Source organism: Streptomyces sp. NPDC008317, assembly GCF_042955955.1.
GTDB lineage: Bacteria > Actinomycetota > Actinomycetes > Streptomycetales > Streptomycetaceae > Actinacidiphila.
This window is the reverse complement of the sequence record NZ_JBIBFQ010000001.1, coordinates 69,413-92,453: the sequence shown is the minus strand read 5'-3', so window position 1 is coordinate 92,453 and position 23,041 is coordinate 69,413. Positions and strand designations below refer to the sequence as shown.

Sequence of the window (23,041 nt, the reverse complement as noted above, 5' to 3'; positions counted from 1 at the left end):
CTCGCCGCACCTCGCCGCACCCCGTCCGACCTGCGAGAACATCCGCCCTGCGCACATAAAGCAGAGATAAGTTGAGTGGGGTCGACTCACGTCTGTTGACAGAAGATCCCGGGTCGTGCAGTCTTGAGTCAGTTCCACTCAAGTCAGCAGGAGGATTTCACCATGGCACGTGCGGTCGGCATCGACCTGGGCACGACTAATTCCGTCGTCAGCGTTCTCGAAGGCGGCGAGCCCACCGTCATCACCAACGCAGAGGGCGCCAGGACCACGCCGTCCGTCGTCGCCTTCGCCAAGAACGGCGAGGTGCTCGTCGGCGAGGTCGCCAAGCGCCAGGCTGTCACCAACGTCGACAGGACCGTACGGTCGGTCAAGCGCCACATGGGCACCGACTGGAAGATCAACCTGGACGGCAAGGACTTCAACCCGCAGCAGATGAGCGCCTTCATCCTGCAGAAGCTCAAGCGGGACGCGGAGTCGTACCTGGGCGAGAAGGTCACCGACGCGGTGATCACCGTCCCCGCGTACTTCAACGACTCCGAGCGCCAGGCCACCAAGGAGGCCGGTGAGATCGCGGGCCTCAACGTGCTGCGCATCGTCAACGAGCCGACCGCCGCCGCGCTGGCCTACGGCCTCGACAAGGACGACCAGACCATCCTGGTCTTCGACCTCGGTGGCGGCACCTTCGATGTCTCGCTGCTGGAGATCGGCGACGGCGTCGTCGAGGTGAAGGCCACCAACGGCGACAACCACCTCGGTGGTGACGACTGGGACCAGCGCGTCGTCGACTACCTGGTGAAGCAGTTCCAGTCCGGCCACGGCGTGGACCTGGGCAAGGACAAGATGGCCCTCCAGCGCCTGCGCGAGGCGGCGGAGAAGGCGAAGATCGAGCTGTCCTCGTCCACCGAGACCTCGATCAACCTGCCGTACATCACGGCGTCCGCCGAGGGCCCGCTGCACCTGGACGAGAAGCTCACCCGCGCCCAGTTCCAGCAGCTCACCACCGACCTGCTGGAGCGCTGCAAGACGCCGTTCCACAACGTCATCAAGGACGCCGGGATCCAGCTCTCGGAGATCGACCACGTCGTCCTGGTCGGCGGCTCGACGCGTATGCCCGCCGTCGCGGAGCTGGTGCGCGAGCTGACCGGCGGCAAGGACGCCAACAAGGGCGTCAACCCGGACGAGGTCGTCGCCATCGGCGCGTCCCTCCAGGCCGGTGTGCTCAAGGGCGAGGTCAAGGACGTCCTGCTGCTCGACGTCACCCCGCTGTCCCTCGGTATCGAGACCAAGGGCGGCATCATGACCAAGCTGATCGAGCGCAACACGACCATCCCGACCAAGCGCTCCGAGATCTTCACCACGGCCGAGGACAACCAGCCGTCGGTCCAGATCCAGGTCTACCAGGGCGAGCGCGAGATCGCGGCGTACAACAAGAAGCTCGGCATGTTCGAGCTGACCGGCCTGCCGCCCGCCCCCCGCGGGATGCCGCAGATCGAGGTCACCTTCGACATCGACGCCAACGGCATCATGCACGTCGGCGCGAAGGACCTCGGCACCGGCAAGGAGCAGCGGATGACCGTCACCGGCGGCTCCTCGCTGCCCAAGGACGAGGTCGACCGCATGCGCCAGGAGGCCGAGCAGTACGCGGACGAGGACCACAAGCGCCGCGAGTCCGCCGAGACCCGCAACCAGGGTGAGCAGCTCGTCTACCAGACCGAGAAGTTCATCGCGGACAACAAGGACAAGCTCCCCGAGGACGTCAGGTCCGAGGTCGAGACCGCGGTCGCGGACCTCAAGGAGAAGCTGAAGAACGAGTCGACGGACGACGGCAACACCGCCGCGATCCGCGAGGCCACCGAGAAGGTCGCGGCCACCAGCCAGAAGCTGGGCCAGGCGCTGTACGCGCAGACCGACGGCGCCTCCGGCAGCGCGACCGCCGACGCCCCCTCCGACGGTCAGGCCGACGCCGCCGCGGACGACGACGTGGTCGACGCCGAGATCGTCGACGACGAGAACGCCAACAAGAGGGACGGTGCCGCGTGACGGAGGAGCCGAAGGGCTTCGAGTCGGAGCCCGACGTCCCTTCAGAGGCCGGCGAGGAGCAGCCGGACGCCGCCGCGAAGGCCGCCGGGTCCGCCGATGAGGCGGGCCCGGCGGCCCCGGCCCCGGACGGGGACGCGAAGGAGCTGACGGCCCTGCGGGCACAGCTGGACCAGGTGCGCACCGCGCTCAACGAGCGCACCGCGGACCTCCAGCGGCTCCAGGCCGAGTATCAGAACTACCGCCGCAGGGTGGAGCGGGACCGGGTCGCCGTCAAGGAGGTCGCGGTCGCCAATCTGCTCACCGAACTGCTCCCGGTGCTCGACGACATCGGCCGGGCGCGGGAACACGGCGAGCTGGTCGGCGGCTTCAAGTCGGTCGCCGAGTCGCTGGAGACGGTGGCGGCGAAGCTGGGGCTGCAACAGTTCGGCAAGGAGGGCGAGCCCTTCGACCCGCTGGTGCACGAGGCCCTGATGCACAGCTATTCGCCGGATGTCACGCAGACCACATGCGTGCAGATCCTCCAGCCCGGGTACCGCATCGGGGAGCGCAATCTGCGGCCCGCCAGGGTCGCGGTCGCCGAACCGCAGCCGGGCAGCCAGGGCAAGGACGAGTCGGCGGCGGAGAAGAAGGCCGACGAAGAGGAGACCGGTGGCCCGGACGAGGGCTGACGGCGTAGAAGTAAGTGGGCGTGGGAGTGTGCCGGTCACCGGCGGCGCGCCTGGAAGTGGTGGAGAGGAGGGACGTCGGGGATGAGTGTCAGTAGGGACCTGTTGGAGAAGGACCTGTACAAGGTCCTCGGCGTGCCCAAGGACGCCACGGACGCCGAGATCAAGAAGGCGTACCGGAAGCTCGCCCGCGAGTTCCACCCGGACGCCAACAAGGGCGACGCGAAGGCCGAGGAGCGCTTCAAGGAGATCTCCGAGGCCAACGACGTGCTGTCCGACGCCAAGCGTCGCAAGGAGTACGACGAGGGCCGCGCGCTGTTCGGGAACGGCGGCTTCCGCCCCGGTCCCGGCGCGGGCGGCGCCGGCGGCTTCAACTTCGACCTCGGCGACCTGTTCGGCGGCACGGGCGGCCAGCCCGGCGGGCAGACCACCGGCGGGCAGGGCGGCGGCTTCGGCGGCGGCCTGGGCGACGTCTTCGGCGGTCTGTTCAACCGGGGCGGCGCGGGCACGCGGGTGCAGCCGCGCCGCGGCCAGGACATCGAGTCCGAGGTGACGCTGAGCTTCACCGAGGCGGTCGACGGGGCCACGGTCCCGCTGCGGATGTCCTCGCAGGCGCCCTGCAAGGCGTGCTCCGGCACCGGCGACAAGAACGGCACGCCCCGGGTGTGCCCGACCTGCGTCGGCACCGGGCAGGTCTCGCGCGGCGGCGGTGGCGGCTTCTCGCTCACTGACCCGTGCGTGGACTGCAAGGGCCGCGGCCTGATCGCCGAGACCCCTTGCGACGTCTGCAAGGGCAGCGGGCGGGCCCGTTCCTCGCGCACCATGCAGGTCCGTATCCCGGCCGGTGTCACCGACGGGCAGCGGATCCGGCTGCGCGGCAAGGGCGCGCCCGGCGAGCGCGGCGGCCCCGGCGGCGACCTGTACGTGGTCGTGCACGTCGGAGCGCACCCGGTCTTCGGGCGCCGCGAGTCCAATCTCACGGTCACCGTGCCGGTGACCTTCGCCGAGGCGGCGCTCGGCGGCGAGATCAAGGTGCCCACCCTGGGCGGCCCGCCGGTCACCCTCAAGCTTCCGGCCGGTACGCCGAACGGCCGTACGCTGCGCGCCCGCGGCAAGGGCGCCATGCGCAAGGACGGTTCACGGGGCGATCTGCTCGTCACCATCGAGGTGGCGGTGCCGGAGAAGACCGAGGGCAAGGCGCTGGACGCGCTGGAGTCCTACCGGGAAGCGACCGCGGGGCACGACCCGCGGGCGGAGCTGTTCAAGGCCGCAAAGGGAGCGTGACCTGAATGAGCGTCGACGGAAGCGGTATGAGAGGCCCGCGCGGCCGTAATCCCTACCAACTGACCGAGGAGTCCCCGGTCTACGTCATCTCGGTGGCGGCCGAGCTGTCCGGGCTGCACCCGCAGACCCTGCGTCAGTACGACCGCCTCGGGCTGGTCTCGCCCGACCGTACCGCCGGGCGCGGCCGTCGCTACTCCACCCGTGACATCGAGCAGCTCCGCGAGGTGCAGCGGCTCTCGCAGGACGAGGGCATCAACCTCGCGGGCATCAAGCGGATCATCGAGCTGGAGAACCAGGTCGCCGCCCTCCAGGCGCGCGTGGCCGAACTCTCCGCCGCCGTCGAGGGCGCCGCCGCCGTCATCCAGCAGCGCGAGGCCGCCGTGCACGCCTCGTACCGCCGCGACCTGGTTCCCTACCAGGACGTCCAGCACACCAGCGCGCTGGTGGTCTGGCGGCCCAAGCGCGACGGCTGACGCCCGCTCACCCGTACGGCCCAAGGCTCCTTGCGACGGACGGTCCGTCTCCCTCACCCGAGGGGGCGGACCGTCCGTCGTCGTGCGTCCGGTCGGCGGCGCCGGTCAGTGGAGCGCGGCCGGGACGACCTGGACGGAGTCGCCCACGGCGCGCTCGCCCGTCGCGTCCGAGGGGTTGTTGGCGAGGGTGCCGTCGACGGCGAAGGTGGTGGAGCCGCCGCCGTCGAGGTTGAGGGCCTGGACGGCGCCCAGGGAGCGCATGAAGGCGGCGGCCTCCATGAGCGTGAAGCCCTCGCTGCCGCCGCCGGTCTGGCGGCCGTCGACGGTGACCAGCAGCAGGCGGCCCCGGTCGTCGATCCCGGCCAGGGTGCGGGGCTGGCGGCCGTTGGCCCAGACGTAGCCGAAGGACAGGTCGAGCGGGTCGACGACGCCCTCGGCCGCGGCGTCCACGGCGATCCGGCCGTCCTGGACGAGGGTGGGGGCGGCGCTGACGACGCTGTCGTCGGGGCCGAGGGCGAGGACCTCGCCCGCGGTGTCCCGGATGGTCGTCCCGACCGATACGCGCTCACCCGTACGGGCGTACGCGGTCAGCCAGTCGGCCGCCGAGCCGATGCCCTGGAGCACCGAGCCGTCGGCGGGGACCCGGCCGCCGCGCGCGCCGACGGACACCACGTCGCCCCGGGCGTCGAGCACGGCCTGGACACCGGCGCCGGTGGGCAGGGCGGCGCCGAAGGCGGGGGTGAACACCACCAGGTCGTCCTTCTCGTAGCAGGTGATGTCCTGCCAGGGCAGCTCGCTCGGGGTGCCGCCGGGGCGCCCGCAGTCGCGGACCGTGCCGGGCAGCCGGTTGACGCCCTGCACGGCGTAGGACGCGCCGCCCGCGCGGGCGGTGGCCGTGCTGTTCAGGTCGGCGATACGGAAGTGCCGCCCGCCGTCGGCGAGCACCAGGGCGGCGCGCGCGCCGGCCGACATCGACTCCAGCCGCCCGTCGTAGGCGCCGAGTCCCGACTGGGTGCCCTGGATGCCGCCGGCGTTGGTGATGACGAAGAAGCCGCCGTTGACGGCGACCAGGGAGCCCAGCTTCCTGGCGACCGACGACGGGGTCTCGCGGCGCGCGACGTCGCCGTCGTGGGTGCCCGCGACCGTGCCGCGGAACACGCGCGGGTCCACGGTCGCGATGTGGATGTTCTGCACGTCGGCGGGCTGGTCGGCGTCGTAGCCGGTCCACTCGACGGCGGTGAGGAAGCCCGCCGCGGTGACGGGCTGTGCGGCGGCCGTGGCGGCGGCCTGCGTGGCGTACCCGCCGATCCGTACCCGCAGGCCCATCGTGCCGTGCGGGGTGTCGCTGTAGGCGGGCCACTGGACGGTCTCGACGCGCGGCGCGAAGCCCGCCGCGCGCAGCCGTGCCGCCGTGTCGTCCGCCCACGCCCTGTCGCTCACTTCGAGCCCGGTCGGCGCGCCGGTCAGCCTGCTGGTGGCCGGCCGCTGGACGGTGACGGTCCAGGACGGCGCCGCGTCCGCGCGCCGGATCGTCCCGGTGCGGACCTGGAGGCCGGGCGCGAGGTCCCGCGTCGTCCACCGCGACGAGACGGGGTTGCGGTGGCCGGTGGCAGCCGAGGGGTCCGGCCCGTGACCGGGCACGGCGGCCTGGGCCGTCGAGTCGAGGGCGAGCGGTACGACGGCGGCGAGTACGGCGACGGCGGCCACGACGGTGCGGACGCGTACCCGCGCGGCACCCTTGGTGTGCTCCATGAAGACCCCTCACGTACGACGGCTGACGGCTGACGACTGCGGGCGGGCGGCTTCCGCGCCCGATGAGAGCCGTCCTACGCGAAGACCCCGCCTTGTGGGGGTGAGTTCCGGGCGAACAGCCGACGAATGCCGTCATCCGCCGTACGCCGTACGGGCGTTGCGGCTGTTACGCGTGTTGTGGGCGTTACGCCGACGGCGTGCCGTGATACCCCCTCACGCGTTGCCCATCGCCCGGGTCAGGGCGATCTCGATCACGACGCGGTCCGGGTTGGGGGAGGGCGTGCGGCCGTAGCGCTCGGTGTAGCGGCGCACGGCCTCGGCGACGCGGTCCGGGTCGGCGGAGACGGTGGCCACGCCTTCGAGGGTGGCCCAGATCCGCCGCTCGACCTGGCAGACCGCGACCCGCGCGCCGCCGGGGCCCGCCGCCAGGACGTTCAGGGCCTTGGTGCTCCTGCCGTTGGCGATGACGCGGGCGAGCCCCGCCTCGGGGTCGTACGTGACGCCGACCGGGACGACGTGCGGGGAGCCGTCGGGGCGCGGGGTGGTGAGGGTGCACAGGTGCCGCTCGCGCCAGAAGGCGAGGTAGCCGGGTGCGGGGGAGCGGGGATCGGATGCCATGGACGGGACGGTACGCGGAGGCGCGCGGGCGGGTGCGCAGGGGTCGGCCTCGGGCTCGTACGGGTCAGGCGCGGGCTCGTACGGGCCGGGCACGGGCTCGCACGGGCCGGGCACGGGCTCGCACGGGTCAGGAGCGGGCTCGTACGGGTCAGGTCAGGCGCACCGGGAGCGCGGCGGTGCTGTTGCCCACGAAGCCCGGCAGCGGCGGGAGTTCGGCGTCGGGGACGGCGAGGGCGAGGCCGGGGTACGCGGCGTACAGGCCGCGCAGGGCGATCACCGCTTCGAGGCGGGCCAGCGGCGCGCCCAGGCAGTAGTGGCTGCCGTGGCCGAAGGCGAGGTGCCGGTTGGCGGGGCGGGTGATGTCGAAGCGGTCGGCGTCGGGGCCGTACTCGCGCGGGTCGCGTCCGGCGGCGGCGTATCCGGCGAGGACGGCTGTACCACGCGGCACAGAGGTGCCGTCAACCACCAGATCGGTGATCGGGTAGCGGAACGGGAAATTCGCCACCGGGCCGTCCCAGCGCAGCGTCTCCTCGACCACCGCGTCCCAGGACACCTCGCCCGTCAGCACGAGCGCGAGCTGGTCGGGGTGGCCGCACAGGGCGCGTACCGCGTTGACGATCAGATTGAGGGTCGTCTCGTGCCCGGCGACGATCATCAGCAGCAGGGTGCCGGTCAGCTCGGCGTCACTGAGGCGCCCGCCGGAGGCAGCGCGGGAGCCGCCCGAGCCGTCGCCGGAGCCGTCACCGCTCTCCTCGCCGCGCGCCGCGATCAGCGCGCTCGTCAGGTCGTCACCGGGTGCCGCGCGCCGCTCCGCGACGACCTGGCCGAGGATCGCGTACGTCTCGCGCTGCGCGGCCATCGCGTCGGCCGCGGAGCTGCTGGTGCTGACGATCAGGCGGCTGAGGGCGTGCAGCCGGTCCCGGTGGGCGGGGACGATGCCCAGCAGCTCGCAGATCACGCCCATCGGCAGCGGATAGGCGTAGCACTCGCGCAGGTCGACCACGCCGTCGGCGTCCGCGCGGCCGGGGAGCGCGGCCAGCAGCTCGGCGGCCTGGGCCTCGATCCGCGGGCGCATCGCGGCCACCCGGCGCGGGGTGAACGCCTTGGTGGCCAGGCCGCGCAGCCGCCTGTGGTCGTCACCGTCCGCCGTCGTCATGCCGTTGACCAGCGCGAAGGCGTTGAGCTGCCACTGCTCGGGGACCTCGCCCCGCTGGAGGGCGGCGAAGTGCGCGGCGTTCTTGGCCACCTTGGGGTCGGCCAAGAAATCGCGCAGCTCCTGGTAACGGGAGACGATCATCCCGGGGACGCCGTCCGGCAGTGTCACGGGGCAGACGGCCCCCGCCTCGCGCAGTGCGGCGGCGTCCGCGTGCAGCGCGGCGCCGGTCGGGTCCATGGAGTGCGCGTCGCTCATGGGAGTCCTCACGGACGGCGGGTATGGAGGAGTCAAGCGGACATGCGGCCGTACGGACAAGCGCAGATGCGGCCAAAACGGCTGGAGCGGACCCCAACTCCGCTGCCTTCCAGCGGAGTTGAAGCAGGCATTGTCGCACCGCCGCCGGGATTTACTCAACGTTCATACAAAAACACATCTGCTCGCCGCGGGGTCCGGCGCACGGACTCTCCGCCCCGTTCCCGACGTCTCCGTGTGGCCGTTCCCGAAGTCGCCCCAAAGTCACCTTGAGTGGAATAGACTCAACTTGCCTCATGTTGCTCAAGGCAGGTTTACGCCGATCGCATCGGAGCATCGGACACGTCGATCAAGAGGAGGAGCCGACGCCAGTGGACGCCGAGCTGACCAACAAGAGCCGGGAAGCGCTGAACGCCGCCAACACCCGGGCCGTCTCCGAGGGCAACCCGGACCTGACGCCCGCGCATCTGCTGCTCGCCCTGTTGAGCGGCACGGACAACGAGAACATCCTCGACCTGCTGGCCGCCACCGGCGCCGACCCCGATACGCTGCGGGCGGGCGCGGAGCGGCTGGTCGCGGCTCTGCCGAAGGTGCAGGGCTCCACCGTCGCGCCCCCGCAGGCCAACCGCGACCTGCTGGCCGTCATCGCGGACGCCTCGCAACGCGCCAAGGAGCTGGGCGACGCCTACTTGTCCACCGAGCACCTGCTGATCGGGACCGCCGTCAAGGGCGGACCTGCCGGCGAGCTGCTCGCCGCCCAGGGCGCCAAGGCCAAGAGCCTGCTCGACGCCTTCGAGACCGCCCGCGGAGGGCAGCGCGTGACCACCCAGGACCCCGAGGGCACGTACAAGGCCCTGGAGAAGTACGGCACCGACTTCACCGCCGCCGCCCGCGAGGGCAAGCTCGACCCGGTGATCGGCCGTGATCAGGAGATCCGCCGCGTCGTCCAGGTGCTGTCCCGCCGTACGAAGAACAATCCGGTGCTGATCGGCGAGCCCGGCGTCGGCAAGACCGCCGTCGTCGAGGGCCTGGCCCAGCGGATCGTCAAGGGCGACGTGCCCGAGTCGTTGCGCGACAAGCGGCTGGTCTCGCTCGACCTCGGCGCGATGGTCGCGGGCGCGAAGTACCGCGGCGAGTTCGAGGAGCGGCTGAAGTCCGTCCTGGCCGAGATCAAGGACAGCGACGGCCAGGTCATCACCTTCATCGACGAGCTGCACACCGTCGTCGGCGCGGGCGCGGGCGGCGACTCCGCCATGGACGCGGGCAACATGCTCAAGCCGATGCTGGCCCGCGGCGAGCTGCGGATGGTCGGCGCGACGACGCTGGACGAGTACCGCGAGCGGATCGAGAAGGACCCGGCGCTGGAGCGCCGCTTCCAGCAGGTGCTGGTCGCCGAGCCGTCCGTCGAGGACACCGTGGCGATCCTGCGCGGCCTCAAGGGCCGCTACGAGGCGCACCACAAGGTGCAGATCGCCGACTCCGCGCTGGTCGCCGCCGCCACCCTCTCCGACCGCTACATCACCTCCCGCTTCCTGCCCGACAAGGCCATCGACCTGGTGGACGAGGCCGCGTCCCGGCTGCGCATGGAGATCGACTCCTCGCCGGTCGAGATCGACGAGCTCCAGCGGGCCGTGGACCGGCTGCGCATGGAGGAGATGGCGCTCAAGAACGAGACCGACCCCGGCTCCGTACAGCGGCTGGAAAAGCTCCGCAAGGACCTCGCCGACCGCGAGGAGGAGCTGCGCGGGCTCAACGCGCGCTGGGAGAAGGAGAAGCAGGGCCTCAACCGGGTCGGTGAGCTGAAGGAGCGGCTGGACGACATCGGTACGCGGATCGAACGCGCCCAGCGCGACGGCGACTTCGAGACCGCGTCCAAGCTGCTCTACGCCGAGAAGCCCAAGCTGGAGGCCGAGCTGGAGGAGGCCACCAGGGAGGAGGAAGAGGCCGCGGCCCAGGGTCCCTCGACGAACATGGTCAAGGAGGAGGTCGGCCCCGACGACATCGCCGACGTCGTCGCCGCCTGGACCGGCATCCCCGCGGGCCGCCTGCTGGAGGGCGAGACGCAGAAGCTGCTGCGCATGGAGGAGGAGCTGGGCAAGCGGCTGATCGGCCAGACCGAGGCCGTACGCGCCGTCTCCGACGCCGTACGCCGCTCGCGCTCCGGCATCGCCGACCCCGACCGCCCCACCGGCTCCTTCCTCTTCCTCGGCCCCACCGGCGTCGGCAAGACCGAGCTGGCCAAGGCGCTCGCCGACTTCCTCTTCGACGACGAGCGGGCCATGGTCCGGATCGACATGAGCGAGTACGGCGAGAAGCACTCGGTCGCCCGGCTGGTCGGCGCGCCTCCCGGCTACGTCGGGTACGAGGAGGGCGGCCAGCTCACCGAGGCGGTACGGCGCCGCCCGTACAGCGTCGTGCTGCTGGACGAGGTGGAGAAGGCGCACCCCGAGGTCTTCGACATCCTGCTCCAGGTGCTGGACGACGGACGGCTGACCGACGGGCAGGGCCGTACGGTCGACTTCCGCAACGTCATCTTGATCCTCACCTCCAACCTGGGCAGCCACTACCTGGTCGACCCGGCGCTGGACCCGGCGCAGAAGAAGGAGCGGGTGCTGGAGACGGTCCGCGCGTCCTTCAAGCCGGAGTTCCTGAACCGGCTGGACGACACCGTGGTCTTCTCCGCGCTCGACCCGACCGAGCTGCGGCAGATCGCCCGGCTCCAGACCGACCGGCTCGCGGACCGGCTGCGCGACCGCCGCCTCACCCTCGAAGTCACCGACGGCGCCCTCGACTGGCTCGCCGAGGAGGGCAACGACCCGGCGTACGGCGCCCGGCCGCTGCGCCGCCTCGTGCAGACCGCGATCGGCGACCCGCTGGCCCGCGCGATCCTGTCGGGCGAGGTGATCGACGGGCAGAACGTACGGGTGGACCGGGCGGCCGACGGCCTGATCGTGGGGCCGACGACGGGGCCCGACCTCAGCAAATGAGGTGCCCGACGGGCAGGTGGTGACGGCCTTCGGGGGCAGGTGGTGACGCCCTTCGGGGGCGGGTGGTGACCCCCTTCGCGGGCGGGCGGTGACGCCTTTCACCGGCGGGCCCCCGGCGGTACGCCCAACGCGTATCGCCGGGGGTTGCCACCGCCCGGCGGGAATGGGGGAGGATGGAGGAGAAACGTCTCGAAGGGAACCTTCACCGTGAGCATCGACCCGTCCTCGATCCCCAATTTCGGGGGCCAGGACCCCGAGCCGAACGGACCCGCCGGCAGCGTGGTCATCCCTGACCAGGAACTGGTCAAGCAGTTGCTCGAACAGATGGAGCTGAAGTACCTCGTCGACGAGGAGGGCGACCTCGCCGCGCCGTGGGAGGAATTCCGCACGTACTTCATGTTCCGCGGCGAGGGTGAGCAGGCGGTCTTCGCCGTCCGGACCTTCTACGACCACGCGTACTCGGTCGACGACAAGCCTCAGCTCCACGAGGTCATCGACGACTGGAACCGCCGCACCCTGTGGCCCAAGGTCTACACGCACACGCACGACGACGGCTCCGTCCGTCTGATCGGCGAGGCCCAGCTCCTGATCGGCCTCGGCGTCGGCCTCGAGCACTTCGTGTCCAGCACGGTGAGCTGGGTGCGCGCGTCCATCGAATTCGACAAGTGGGTCGGCGAGACGCTCGGCCTGGAGAAGGACGTCGAGGGCGGTACGGACGGCGGCGCCGAGGGTGACGGCGGCAGCGACGACTGACGCGGTCCCCTCGCTTCGGAGGGGCACGGGTCCGTTAGAGGGGCACGGGCACGACCGTCAGCAGGTACGTCCCGTAGCCGAGTGAGATCCCGGCCAGCGCCGCCACCGTCACGGCGGCGGTGCGCGGCCGGGCTTTCGCGAGCGCCGCCGCGCACGGCACCAGCAGCGGGAAGGCGGGCAGCAGGAAGCGCGGCTTGCAGGAGAAGAAGCCCGCGCCGCCCAGCGCGATCACCACCAGCACCGCCGCGTACACCAGCAGCGGCAGCGGCATCCGGTCCAGCAGCGCCAGTACGAGCAGGACGGCCGCCGCCGCGCACACCGCCGTCGCCATGTAGGCGGAGAGCGTCTCGGGTTCGAGCACCATGTGCTTGACGTAGTGCAGCGCGTAGTGGCCGAAGTCGAACCGCGAGCCCCAGCGGGTCTGCACGTCGAAGTAGCCGCGGACGGCCCCGGTCCGCAGGCCCACCCACCCGAGGTAGCCGCACCAGCCGAGCGGCGCGGCGACGGCCGCGGCCCAGGCCCGCCAGTCGCGCGGGTCCCTGCGGCAGTGGGCGAGGGCCGCGATCGAGACGGCGGCGGCCACGGCGACGGCGTTCGGCCGGGTCAGCCCGGCGAGTACGGCCAGCAGCCCGGCGGTCAGCCAGCGGCGCGTGACGGCCGCGTACAGCGCCCAGGCGGCGAAGGCCGTCATCAGCGACTCGGTGTACGCCATCGACAGCACCACCGAGTGCGGCAGCAGCCCCCATACGAGGACCAGCGCGGTCGCCGTCCTGCGGCCGTAGCGGTGCTCGGTCACCGCGTAGATCCCCCACGCGGCGGCCACCGCGCCCGCCCACGCCACAAGCAGCGCGCACGCCACCGAGCCGACCGGGAGCACCGCGTCGGCGGCGCGCACCGTCATCGGGTAGAGCGGGAAGAAGGCCAGATCGTCGTACCGCAGGCCCGGCGCCTCCCAGGCCGGGATGAAGGTGCCGTAGCCCCACTCCGCGATCCGGTGGTACCAGAGGCCGTCCCAGCTCAGGCCGAGCAGATCGCGCGGGTGGCGGTGGGTGCGGTGCGCCCACAACGTCAGCACCACCAGGCCCGCCATCCGGGCCACGACGAAGCCCGCCACCGCGGGGCCGGCCCCCGTCGCCGCCCGCACGGCCAGTGCTTTCGGCGACGACGTCACCGGTTCGACGACGACCAATGGACCTGGCTCCTCGGGGGGCTCACGAACTTCTCTTAGTCGGACAAACCGACTATCGCGCTCCGCGCCCCGTGGTCCGGGTCTGACACGCCCGAGGAGGACGCACGTTCACCCAGGGTCGGGGGTGCCGGGGGGTCGCTTTTGCGGTCACCGGGTGGTGGCGGGGTGACCGGCGTGGGCGGTCGCCGGGTGGTGGCGGGTGACCGGCATGGGCGGTTGCTGGGGAGCCGGTGGGTGCCGACCTGACCGTCGCCGAGCGGTCCCGGGGCGACCGCCTTGGGCCGTCGCCGGGTGATCGTCGGGCCGCCCCGGCCCCCGGCTTAGGGTGCGGACATGACTTCCGCATTCGCCCGCAGCCTCACCCCGCACGAGCTCACCGCAGGTGACCTGCGTCTGCGCCCCTTCGCCGAGTCCGACGAGCCCGCCGTCGCCCGCGCCATGGAGGACCCGGAGATCCTGCGCTGGGCCGGTGGCCTGGCCGTCAACGCCGCGCCGGTCGCGGACCGCGCCGCCATATGGCTGGCGCCGCGGCTGGTCTCCTGGCAGAACGGTTCGGCCGCGCTCGCCGTCACCGACGCCGCCTCGGACGACCTGCTCGGCTACGTCACCATCCGCGACGTCCACCGCGTCCCCGGGCAGGCCGAGGCCGCGTACTGGGTCACCCCGGCCGCCCGTGGCCGCGGCGTCGCCGCCCGCGCCCTGCACGCCGCCGCCGGCTGGGCCTTCGCCGTCCCCGCCGCGGGCGGCCTCGGCGTGTACCGCATCAGCCTCGACCACTCGCTGGCCAACCCCGGCTCCTGCCGGGTCGCGGCCCGCGCGGGCTTCCGTGAGGAGGGCCTGATGCGGGCCTTCTTCCTCGACCCGGCGGGCGCGCGCCACGACTCCCATCTGCACGCGCGCCTCGCGACGGACGCGGTCGTGCCGCCCGCGTGAGGCGGTCGTGCCGCCCGCGTGAGGCCGTCGGGCCCTACGCGTCCTGCTCCAGCACGGACAACACGTTCCCGGCCGGGTCGGTGAACCACGCGATCAGCGGGCCGCCGCCGCGGAAGATCCCCTTCTCGTCCGTCGGCATCCCCTCGTACCGCTCGAACCGCACGCCCCGGCGGCCCAGCTCGTCCACGGCCGCGTCGATGTCCGGCACGGGGAAGTTGAGAATCGTGAACGTGGCGGGCCGGTGGTCCGCCCCCTTCGGGTACACCAGCACATTGCGGTCCCCCGCGAGGTGCAGCGTCAGCAGCCCGTTCGCCTCGGACACCCGGATTCCGAGCGTCTCCCCGTAGAACTTCCTCGCCGCTTCCACGTCGTCCACCGAGAATCCGCTGAACGCCTGCGTCTGTCCGAACATGACCGCTCCCTGTTCCTCGTAGGTACACCTCCCCCTACGACCGCCGGGGCACGGAAAACTCATCGCTCCCAGGAATCGGTCCGTCCTGTCGGTCCTCGAGGTCAGCTCTCGTAGTGGTACCGGCACTGTGCGATCAGGACGCTGTCCTCGGTGACGCGGTAGATCAGGCGGTGCTCGTCATTGACGCGGCGTGACCAGTAGCCCTGGAATCCGTGCTTGAGGGGTTCCGGTTTGCCGATCCCCTCGTTCCCGTTCCGGGCGATATCCGCGATGAGGGTGTTGATGCGCTTGAGGATCTTCCGGTCCTGAAGCTGCCACCACAGGTAGTCCTCCCAGGCGCGGGAGGAGAAGGTGATCTTCACGTGCGGCCCTTATTCGTCCGTCGTGTCCGTCACGAGTTCGCGTACCGTGCCGCCGCCGTTCTCCAACTCGTCGATGGACGCGAGGAGGCGCCGGGCATTCGCCGGGCTGCGCAGCAGGTAGGCCGTCTCCTTCAGGGACTCGTAGTCCTCGAGGGAGACGATGACGACCGGGTCGTGTCCGGCCCGGGTGATGACGACCTCTTCGCGGTCGTCGTTGACGGAGTTGAGCACTTCGGCGTACCGCGCGCGCGACTCCGAGTACGTCATGGTCTTCATAGTCGGCCTCCTTTACGTACAGGAAATTGTACGTCGATCTCCTGGGGTGTGACAAGCGCCGGAGCGCCCGGCGCGACTGTCACCGTCGTGACCGTGTCACCGCCGCGTCCTGACCAGCAGATACACGAAGTACGGCGCCCCGATGACCGCTGTCATCAGGCCCGCGCCGAGCTGGGCGGGCGCGATGACCGTGCGGCCGAGGAGGTCGGCGACGGAGACGAGGGTGGCGCCGAGGAGGACGGCGACGGGGATGACGCGGATGTGGCGGCGGCCGACGAGGGCGCGGGCGGCGTGCGGGGCGACGAGGCCGACGAAGCCGATCGTGCCCGCGGCGGCGACCGCGGTGGCGCTGAGCAGGACGCTGACGCCGAGCAGGCCGAGGCGGGTCGGCCCGAGGGCGAGGCCGAGCAGGCGCGGGGTGTCGTCGTCGAGCGAGACGAGGTCGAGTTCGGCGCGGCGGGAGAAGGCCACGGCGGCGCCGACGACGAGGACGGCCGCGACCGGCAGCACATCGGGCATGGTCCTGCCGTACGTCGAACCGGACAGCCAGATCAGCGCCTTCGTCGCGTTGAACGGGTCGGTGAGGACGATGAGCAGGCTGATCAGGGCCGAGGTCCCGGCGGCGGCGCCGACGCCGACCAGGACGAGCCGGTTCTGCTGGAAACCGCCCCGGGCACAGAGCCCGAAGACGACCGCGGCGGTGGCCGCCGCGCCCGCGAAGGCCGCGCCCGCCACGCTCCACGATCCGGCGGTCGGCACGGTGGTGACCAGCAGCACGGCGCCGAGACCGGCGCCGCCCGAGACGCCGAGGATGCCGGGCTCGGCGAGCGGATTGCGGGTGACGGCCTGGACGAGCGTCCCGGACAGGGCGAGCGCGGCGCCCGCCAGGAGCGCGGCCAGCACGCGGGGCACGCGGGTGTCGAGGACGAAGGTGACGACGTGGTCGGCCCTGCCCTGCGCCCAGTTCACGACGTCGCCGAGCAGCAGCTTGGTGTCGCCGAGAAGCACCGCCGCGACGGCCGCGGCGACGAACACGGCCACGAGTACGGCCAGGACGGCGACGAACGCCGCCCGGCTGGGGATACGCAGCCGGTCCGGCGCGGCGGACGCGCCGGAGCCGCGGGTGCGCAGCGCGATCACGACGAGGAAGACGGAGCCCGCGACGCTCGTGATGACCCCGGTGGGCACGGCGACCGCCGACTCGGCGCCGACCGTGGCCCGCAGCAGCACGTCGGAGCCGAGGACCAGCGCCGCGCCGGCGAGCCCGGCGACCGGAACGGCCGCCCGCGCCCTGACCAGACCGCGGAACCGCCGGGCCAGCGGGCGGACGAGCGCGGGCGCGCACAGGCCGACGAAGCCGATCGGCCCGGCCAGCGTCACCGCCGCCGCGGACAGCAGCGTCGTGAGCAGGACGACCGTGACGCGGGTGCCCAGGACCGGCACGCCGAGCCCGCGGGCCGCGTCGTCGCCGAGCGCGAGCGCGTCGATGCGGCGGCCGGCCAGCAGCAGCCCGAGCAGGGCGAGCAGGGCGATCGGCGCCATCTGGTTCACGCCGTCGAAGCCGTTCTGGCTGATGCTGCCCTGGCTCCACTGGTAGAGGCCGTTGGTCTGCTCGGGGAAGAGCAGGAGCAGCGCGTCGGTGACCGAGCCGAGGCCGAGCGCGAGGGCGCTGCCCGCCAGCACCAGCCGTACGGTCCCGGCCCCGAGCCCGGACAGCGCGAGCACCAGCGCCGCCGCCGCGAGACCGCCGACGAACGCGACGCCCGAGGAGGCGAGCAGCGGCAGCGAGGCGCCGGTGACGGTGAGGATGCCGAGCGCCAGGTACGAGCCCGCGTTGACCGCGAGCGTGTCGGGCGCGGCGAGTACGTTCCGGCTGACCGCCTGGAGCGCGGCGCCGGCCGCGCCGAGCGCGACGCCGACGACGAGGCCCGCGACCATGCGCGGCAGCCGCGAGGCGATGACCACGGAGGCGTCGCCGTGCTCCGCGCGTCCGGTCAGCGCCTTCCACACCTCGCCCGCGCCGACGTCGGCGGTGCCCTGCGTGATGTCGACGACGGCGAGGACGGCGACCGCGAGGACGAGGACGAGGACCAGTCCGGCCGTCACCGCGGCCGCGCCCTGGGCGGGCGCGGCCGTCCGTGCGTCGGCCGCGGGCTCGGTGGTGCGCGGGGGAGTCGTGACGCTCACGGCGCTGCTTCGCCCTTTCGCTACTTCGTGAGGGCGGCGACGACGGCGTCCACGTACGCCTCCATCGACGCGGGACCGCCGAACATCCAGACGCCGTCGGGCAGTCGGCTCACGTGGCCCGCCTTGACGAAGGGCAGCGACTTCCACACGGCGTTCTTGGCGAGGGTGTCGGCGAAGGGGTCGCCGTCGGAGGCGTTCGCGATGTAGGTGAAGCGGATGTCGCCGAGCCCGGTGAGGCCCTCGACGTCGGTGGTGGCCAGGCCGTAGTCCTTGTCGCCCTTGACCTTCCAGGCGTTCGTGAGGCCGATCCGCTCGTTGACGTTCCCGATCAGGGAGCCGCTGGTGAACGGGCGTATCGAGACCTGGTTGGCCTGCACGTACCCGTCCCCGAAGGCGTACGGGGTCCCGGCGAGACCGGCGTCCGCGAGAGCCTTCTTGCCCTCCGCGAGCTTCGCGTCGAACGCCTGCTTGACCTCGGCCGCCTTCTGCGTGGTACCGGTCGCCTGCGCGATGAGGTCGAGGGACTTCGTCATCAGGCCGATCTGGTCGGTGGAGTCGGCGGACCTGATCTGGAGGACGGGGGCGATCTTCCGCAGTTGGGTCACGGCGGACGAGGTGAGGTCGGTGGTCGCGACGATGAGGTCGGGCGACAGGGCCGCGATCGTGTCCATGCTCGGCTCGCCGCGGGTGCCGATGTCCTTGGGGGAGTTCTTCAGCGGGGCGGCCTTGTCCCAGTCCGTGTACCCCTTCACATCGGCGACGCCGACCGGGTCGACGCCGAGCGCGACCAGGTCCTCGACGACGTTCCACTCGGTGCCGATCACCTTGGTGGCGGGCGCGTCGAGGCGTACCTCCGTACCGCTGGCGTCGGTGAGGGTGATCGGCCCCGGGGCCGAAGCGGAGGCGGAGTCCGTGGACTTGACCGACTCGTCGGCGGCGGAGTGCGTCGTTCCGCATCCGGTCAGGGCGAGGGCCGCGACGGCGGCGACGGTGGCTGCGGCGGCGGGTACGGGGAGGCGTCTCATGAGGTGGGGTGGAGCCTTTCGCTTCTGGTCCGGTCGCTTGTGGTCGGGTCGTTTGTGTTCCGGTCGCTTGTAGTCCGGTCGTTTGTGGTCCGGTTCTCGGTCTGGCTTCTGCTGTGGTGGCGGCCGACGGCACGGGTCCGCAGCCGGCCGGTCGAGGGGTCGGTGTCGACGTCGACCCGGATGCCGTAGACCTCGGTGAGGCGTTCGGGGGTCAGGACGTCCTCGGGGAGGCCGTCGGCGACGATCCGGCCGTCGTGGAGCAGCGCGACGCGGTCGGCGACGGCCGCGGCCTGGTCGAGGTCGTGCAGGACGACGCCGACCGCGATCCCGTGGTCGTCGGCGAGGTCGCGGATCAGGTCGAGCAGTTCGATCTGGTACCGCAGGTCGAGATACGTCGTCGGCTCGTCGAGCAGCAGCACGCCGGTCTCCTGCGCGAGGCAGCTCGCGAGCCAGACCCGCTGGAGCTGTCCCCCCGACAGGTGCTCGACGCCCCGCGCGGCCAGGTGCTCGACCCCGGTCAGCGTCAGCGCCCGCTCCACCGCGCCGGTCCCGCCGGGGTCCGGCCGCCCCCAGCGCCCCCGGTGCGGATACCGGCCGAACTCCACGACATCCCGCACGCTCAGCCCGCTCGGCGTCGGCCGCCCCTGGGTCAGCAGCGCCACCTGCCGCGCGAACTCCCGTGACGTGAGCTGGAATCCGTCCGTCCCCGCGTCCAGCGTCAACGCGCCCTCCCGGGCCCGCTGCAACCGCGCCAGCGTCCGCAGCAGCGTCGACTTCCCACTGCCGTTCGGCCCCACCAGCGCCGTCACCTCGCCCGGCCGCAGCGCCACGGCGGCGTCATGCACGACATCCACCCGGTCGTACGCGACCGTCATCCCTGTGGCCGCCAACTCATGCCCTCGCGAGGGCATCCCGCCGCCAGCACTCTCCCCAGCTCTCACATCGCTTAGGTTAGCCTAACCTAATCCCCCCTTCCCGCCGGGGTCACCTCTGCCCCTCCGGGACCCTCAGCCGTTGAATGCCGTGCGGAGGCGGTCGGCGGCGTCGCGCAGGCCCGCCGCCAGCAGGTCGCGCTTGGCGCGGAGGTCGGCGGCGAAGTCGGCGTAGTAGGCGTCGGGCAGGGCGAGGGCCTCGGGGACGGCGTACTGGAAGGGCCCGGAGGCGACGTAGGTGAGGAATTGCTTCGTCGTGCGGACGGCGGCCACCAGCTCCCGCGACCCCGTCACCCAGGCCACGCCGTTTTCACGCACTCATTACAGCGGTAGGTCGTCGGGCAGGACGCGGAAGGATTTGTGCCGGCTCAATGGGCGGACGGCACGGAAGTCCCGACGGCCGAGCGTGAGAACGGCGTCTGTGTCGTACTCAGCAGCAAGTGCGATGTTCACGGCGTCGGCGAGATCGAGGCTGAGCGCGGCATACCGGGCGCGCAGCGCTTGTGCGGCTGAGAGGTGAGCCTCGGTGATTTCCGGCACGACGATCCGGCTTGTCCGCATCCACCGCCGGATGTCGTCGATCGCGCTGACAGCCGCTTCCCGTCCCAGCTCGCGGGTCGCGACATGATCGATCTCGGCGAGCAGCAGTGGGGACATCACGAGGAGTCCGGCAGCCATGATCGCCTCGTTGGCCCCCTGGTGTTCCGGGTGCGTGGAGTCGAGCGCGGCCAGCAGGCCCGATATGTCGGCGACGACGATGATCACGCCGTGACCTCGGAGTTGCCCTCGCGCCGGACGCCGTCGGCGACCGCGTTGCGGACGTCGTCCTTGGAAGGAGTACGCCCCGAACCTTCAAAGGTGCGGGAGAAAAGCGGTTCGTCCCAGACGCGGTTCGCCATGGCGGCGAGGTGGATGCCCTGCCGGATGATCTCGGCTTCACTGACCCCGCGCCGGGCGGCGGCTTCCTTGATGATCGCCAGATCTTCCGGGTCGGCGTAGACGTTGGTGCGCTTCATAGTCATGTACCAAGAGTAGTCCATGTACCACGAATGGTGCACGTCGTATGGCGGCACAGCTAAGCAGCGCCTGGCTGCGAAACGCGTCCCCTGGCCTCCGGGCCATGGATGACTGGGGGCCGGGGTGCCCTGGCACGTGCTGGAGGAGGTTCCACCCGGGCGGGAACACATACCCGGGCTGCGGGACGGGCCGCTGGTGGCCGCGGAGCGGCGGACCTCGTGGGCACGCCGCCCGGGAACGGGTCAGTCACATGGCACTGCACGGCGCAATCACGTGCCTGTTCTTCGATGGGCTGCGGCTCCTGGCAGGTACGGCCAATGGGGCGGCTCTCAGCCGTTGAATGCCGTGCGGAGGCGGTCGGCGGCGTCGCGGAGGACTTCGGGGCGTTTGCAGAAAGCGAAGCGGACCTGTGTGCGGCCGGCGGTGGGGTGGTCGTAGAAGACGGAGTTGGGGACGGCGACGACGCCGCAGCGTTCGGGGAGGGCGCGGCAGAAGGTCAGGGCGTCGGTGCCGGGGGCGAGTTCGGTGATGTCGGTGGTGATGAAGTACGTGCCCTGGGGGTCGTAGGTCCGGAAGCCGGCGTCGCGCAGGCCCGCCGCCAGCAGGTCGCGCTTGGCGCGGAGGTCGGCGGCGAAGTCGGCGTAGTAGGCGTCGGGCAGGGCGAGGGCCTCGGCGACGGCGTACTGGAAGGGCCCGGAGGCGACGTAGGTGAGGAATTGCTTGGTGGTGCGGACGGCGGCCACCAGCTCCCGCGACCCCGTCACCCAGCCGACCTTCCAGCCGGTGAAGGAGAAGGTCTTTCCTGCTGAGGAGAGGGAGACCGTGCGGTCGCGCATGCCGGGGAGGGAGATCAGGGGGGTGTGGACGCCGTCGAAGACGAGGTGTTCGTAGACCTCGTCGGTGACCACGAGGAGGTCGTGGTCGACGGCGAAGGCGGCGATCTCGGTGAGTTCGGCGGGGGTGAGGACCATGCCCGTCGGGTTGTGCGGGGAGTTGAGGAGGAGCAGCCGCGTACGAGGCGTGACGGCCGCCCGTAGCGCGTCGAGGTCGGGGCGGAAGTCGGGGGCGCGCAGGGTCAGGGGGACGCGGACGGCGCCCGCCATGGCGATGCAGGCGGCGTAGGAGTCGTAGAACGGCTCGAACGCGATGACCTCGTCGCCCGGTTCGAGCAGGGCGAGCATCGCGGCGGCGATGGCCTCGGTGGCGCCCGCGGTGACCAGGACCTCGGTGTCGGGGTCGAAGTCGAGCCCGTAGAAACGGCGTTGGTGGTCAGCGACGGCGCGCCGCAGCTCGGGGACGCCGGGGCCCGGCGGGTACTGGTTGCCGCGGCCGTCGCGCAGGGCGCGGACGGCCGCCTCCCGTACGGACTCGGGACCGTCGGTGTCGGGAAAGCCCTGGCCGAGGTTGATCGCGCCGGTCGAGAGGGCCAGCGCCGACATCTCGGCGAAGATCGTCGTACCGAGGCCGTCGAGGCGGCGGTTCAGCAGCGGCCTGTCCCGCATGCGCCCGCCTGCTTCCAGCCCGCCCGCTTCCAGCCCGGCCATTTCCCGCCCGCCCGTTTCCCGCCCGCCTGCTCCCCGCCCGTCTGCTCCCCGCCCGCCCGCTTCCCGCCCGCCCATTTCCCGCACCCACTCTCCGTCGGAACCGTACGGGGACCGTACCGGGACGCGTCCCGGGTTCCGTACCGTACGGCGTCCGCCGCCGGGGGTGTGCGCCGGGCGCGCCCGGAAGCGGTGTGGGAACGACGTAGTGAACACGTGAGCCCTTAAGCGCTCCAAGGGATGGAAAGTACGCACAGATGGGTAAAAACGCTGAGGACGGCGCGAGTTTCATGATTCCGTAGCTCTCGGATCTACCGGACCCCACGTGGGCACCGAGCCGCCGCGTCTCTCCGTCAGACGCGGGTCGGCCCATCATCCACTGCGTGCTTGCGGAGCCGACCCATGCTCACCACCCTCCAGACCGCCTACACCGACACCCGTGCCGGAGACCTCGCGTGGTGTCTCGGGAAGGACCCGCTGCCCGCGCTCGCCGTGCTCGACCTCGAAGTCGGCGACACGCGCGGGCTGCGGGCCAAGGTCCAGATGCGGCTGCTCGGCGCGTCGCACCAGGTACTGGTCGACACCGGTCGTGACGGCGGGTGTTCGGAGACCGTCGCGTGCATGCCGGGCAGCCAGGCGCCGCTGCCGTTCGGCGTGGCACGCAGGGTCGGCGGCTGGGACTACGAGTTCGCGGCCCGGATCGAGACGCTGTCGCAGGGCTCCTTCGCGGGCCGCGCGCAGGAGTTGCTCGCCCTGGTCGCCGACCACCCCAACGGCCTCGCGGGCACCTTCCCCGGCGACCCGCACGCCTTCACCGCGATGCTCGTGCAGTGCGCGGAGGGCAGCGTGCGGTGGCGCACCTGGCACGCGTACCCGCAGGAGGGACGGCTGGTGACCACCAGGACCCGGGTGAACGCCCTTCCTTGAAGGGGTGTTGGGGCGTACGGCGCCGGTCCGTGCGGAGCCGCGCCTCCCGACCCGTGCGGTACGGACGTACGTCGGCGGCACCCGCGCGCGGGCGGTCCGGCACGCGAACCGAGCCTCCGTACGCACCGGCGGACGAACGCCCGTACGGCCGACGGTACATACGTCCACACCGTGCGCCGCACCCGTACCCCCGTGCGCCGGTGCGGTCCGCGAAAGCGCCGTCAACCGCCCCTGATTACACCCCTGTGGGTGACTTGTGC

Annotated in this window: 21 protein-coding genes and 1 pseudogene; 8 read left to right on the top strand and 14 right to left on the bottom strand. The window is 71.9% G+C overall.

Annotation, left to right across the window (positions count from 1 at the left end):
- The first annotated feature begins 162 nt into the window (after positions 1–162).
- The 4 genes from dnaK to ACFY9V_RS00355 all read left to right on the top strand — a co-directional run bounded on the left by dnaK (position 163) and on the right by ACFY9V_RS00355 (position 4,462).
- Entirely contained in the window at positions 163–2,040 is a 1,878-nt protein-coding gene (gene dnaK, locus ACFY9V_RS00370) for a molecular chaperone DnaK (protein WP_355346264.1), read from the top strand.
- Positions 2,037–2,708, top strand: coding sequence for a nucleotide exchange factor GrpE (gene grpE / locus ACFY9V_RS00365; protein WP_355346261.1), 672 nt, complete (start codon positions 2,037–2,039; stop codon positions 2,706–2,708). Before dnaK ends, grpE begins: the two co-directional genes overlap by 4 nt.
- An 81-nt stretch (positions 2,709–2,789) precedes the next feature.
- Positions 2,790–3,989, top strand: a complete 1,200-nt coding sequence (gene dnaJ / locus ACFY9V_RS00360) for a molecular chaperone DnaJ (RefSeq protein WP_355346258.1) — start codon at positions 2,790–2,792, stop codon at positions 3,987–3,989.
- 5 nt (positions 3,990–3,994) lie between these two features.
- Positions 3,995–4,462, top strand: a complete 468-nt coding sequence (locus ACFY9V_RS00355) for a heat shock protein transcriptional repressor HspR (protein WP_391041587.1) — start codon at positions 3,995–3,997, stop codon at positions 4,460–4,462.
- A gap of 105 nt (positions 4,463–4,567) precedes the next feature.
- Here the strand turns inward: ACFY9V_RS00355 and ACFY9V_RS00350 are convergent, their stop codons facing one another.
- The 3 genes from ACFY9V_RS00350 to ACFY9V_RS00340 all read right to left on the bottom strand — a co-directional run bounded on the left by ACFY9V_RS00350 (position 4,568) and on the right by ACFY9V_RS00340 (position 8,243).
- Positions 4,568–6,214: a phosphodiester glycosidase family protein gene (locus tag ACFY9V_RS00350; RefSeq protein ID WP_391158262.1), complete on the bottom strand. Its 1,647-nt coding sequence runs from the start codon at positions 6,212–6,214 to the stop codon at positions 4,568–4,570.
- Positions 6,215–6,427: 213 nt separating this feature from the next.
- Complete coding sequence (locus tag ACFY9V_RS00345; RefSeq protein WP_355346252.1) at positions 6,428–6,832, bottom strand: TIGR03618 family F420-dependent PPOX class oxidoreductase; 405 nt, start codon at positions 6,830–6,832, stop codon at positions 6,428–6,430.
- A 148-nt stretch (positions 6,833–6,980) separates the two neighbouring features.
- On the bottom strand, positions 6,981–8,243 hold the full coding sequence (locus ACFY9V_RS00340; RefSeq protein WP_391158260.1) for a cytochrome P450: 1,263 nt from the start codon (positions 8,241–8,243) through the stop codon (positions 6,981–6,983).
- Positions 8,244–8,611: 368 nt separating this feature from the next.
- Between ACFY9V_RS00340 and clpB the strand changes: the two genes are divergently transcribed.
- Positions 8,612–11,227 (top strand): ATP-dependent chaperone ClpB, encoded by a 2,616-nt coding sequence (gene clpB, locus ACFY9V_RS00335; protein WP_355346249.1) that lies wholly within the window; start codon positions 8,612–8,614, stop codon positions 11,225–11,227.
- A 207-nt stretch (positions 11,228–11,434) separates the two neighbouring features.
- Positions 11,435–11,980, top strand: coding sequence for a YbjN domain-containing protein (locus ACFY9V_RS00330; protein ID WP_355346246.1), 546 nt, complete (start codon positions 11,435–11,437; stop codon positions 11,978–11,980).
- A 34-nt stretch (positions 11,981–12,014) separates the two neighbouring features.
- Here ACFY9V_RS00330 and ACFY9V_RS00325 read toward each other — a convergent pair whose 3' ends face one another.
- Complete coding sequence (locus ACFY9V_RS00325; RefSeq protein ID WP_355346243.1) at positions 12,015–13,169, bottom strand: hypothetical protein; 1,155 nt, start codon at positions 13,167–13,169, stop codon at positions 12,015–12,017.
- A 333-nt stretch (positions 13,170–13,502) separates the two neighbouring features.
- Between ACFY9V_RS00325 and ACFY9V_RS00320 the strand changes: the two genes are divergently transcribed.
- Entirely contained in the window at positions 13,503–14,102 is a 600-nt protein-coding gene (locus ACFY9V_RS00320) for a GNAT family N-acetyltransferase (protein WP_391158257.1), read from the top strand.
- A gap of 34 nt (positions 14,103–14,136) precedes the next feature.
- Here the strand turns inward: ACFY9V_RS00320 and ACFY9V_RS00315 are convergent, their stop codons facing one another.
- From ACFY9V_RS00315 to ACFY9V_RS00270, 10 genes and pseudogenes are all read right to left on the bottom strand, one after another.
- Entirely contained in the window at positions 14,137–14,514 is a 378-nt protein-coding gene (locus ACFY9V_RS00315; protein WP_355346237.1) for a VOC family protein, read from the bottom strand.
- Positions 14,515–14,615: 101 nt separating this feature from the next.
- Entirely contained in the window at positions 14,616–14,876 is a 261-nt protein-coding gene (locus tag ACFY9V_RS00310; RefSeq protein ID WP_355346234.1) for a Txe/YoeB family addiction module toxin, read from the bottom strand.
- Between the two features lie 9 nt (positions 14,877–14,885).
- Complete coding sequence (locus ACFY9V_RS00305) at positions 14,886–15,152, bottom strand: type II toxin-antitoxin system prevent-host-death family antitoxin (protein ID WP_391041576.1); 267 nt, start codon at positions 15,150–15,152, stop codon at positions 14,886–14,888.
- 96 nt (positions 15,153–15,248) lie between these two features.
- Positions 15,249–17,339: a Fe(3+)-hydroxamate ABC transporter permease FhuB gene (locus ACFY9V_RS00300; RefSeq protein ID WP_391158255.1), complete on the bottom strand. Its 2,091-nt coding sequence runs from the start codon at positions 17,337–17,339 to the stop codon at positions 15,249–15,251.
- Between the two features lie 20 nt (positions 17,340–17,359).
- Positions 17,360–18,364, bottom strand: a complete 1,005-nt coding sequence (locus tag ACFY9V_RS00295; protein WP_391158253.1) for an ABC transporter substrate-binding protein — start codon at positions 18,362–18,364, stop codon at positions 17,360–17,362.
- The gene (locus ACFY9V_RS00290; protein ID WP_391158251.1) at positions 18,361–19,275 is read right to left on the bottom strand and encodes an ATP-binding cassette domain-containing protein; all 915 of its coding nucleotides are present in this window, start codon (positions 19,273–19,275) and stop codon (positions 18,361–18,363) included. The genes ACFY9V_RS00295 and ACFY9V_RS00290 overlap by 4 nt, the downstream gene beginning before the upstream one ends.
- Positions 19,276–19,404: 129 nt before the next feature.
- Positions 19,405–19,599, bottom strand: a pseudogene (locus ACFY9V_RS00285) (aminotransferase); the annotation flags it as partial.
- Positions 19,600–19,617: 18 nt separating this feature from the next.
- Positions 19,618–20,061: a PIN domain-containing protein gene (locus tag ACFY9V_RS00280; RefSeq protein WP_391158249.1), complete on the bottom strand. Its 444-nt coding sequence runs from the start codon at positions 20,059–20,061 to the stop codon at positions 19,618–19,620.
- Positions 20,058–20,318 carry a ribbon-helix-helix protein, CopG family gene (locus ACFY9V_RS00275; RefSeq protein ID WP_391158247.1) on the bottom strand — a complete coding sequence of 87 codons (261 nt, stop codon included), beginning with the start codon at positions 20,316–20,318 and terminating at the stop codon, positions 20,058–20,060. The genes ACFY9V_RS00280 and ACFY9V_RS00275 overlap by 4 nt, the downstream gene beginning before the upstream one ends.
- A 324-nt stretch (positions 20,319–20,642) precedes the next feature.
- Positions 20,643–21,815, bottom strand: coding sequence for a pyridoxal phosphate-dependent aminotransferase (locus ACFY9V_RS00270; protein ID WP_391158245.1), 1,173 nt, complete (start codon positions 21,813–21,815; stop codon positions 20,643–20,645).
- 441 nt (positions 21,816–22,256) lie between these two features.
- Between ACFY9V_RS00270 and ACFY9V_RS00265 the strand changes: the two genes are divergently transcribed.
- Positions 22,257–22,781, top strand: coding sequence for a DUF2617 family protein (locus tag ACFY9V_RS00265; protein WP_355346222.1), 525 nt, complete (start codon positions 22,257–22,259; stop codon positions 22,779–22,781).
- Positions 22,782–23,041: the final 260 nt, after the last annotated feature.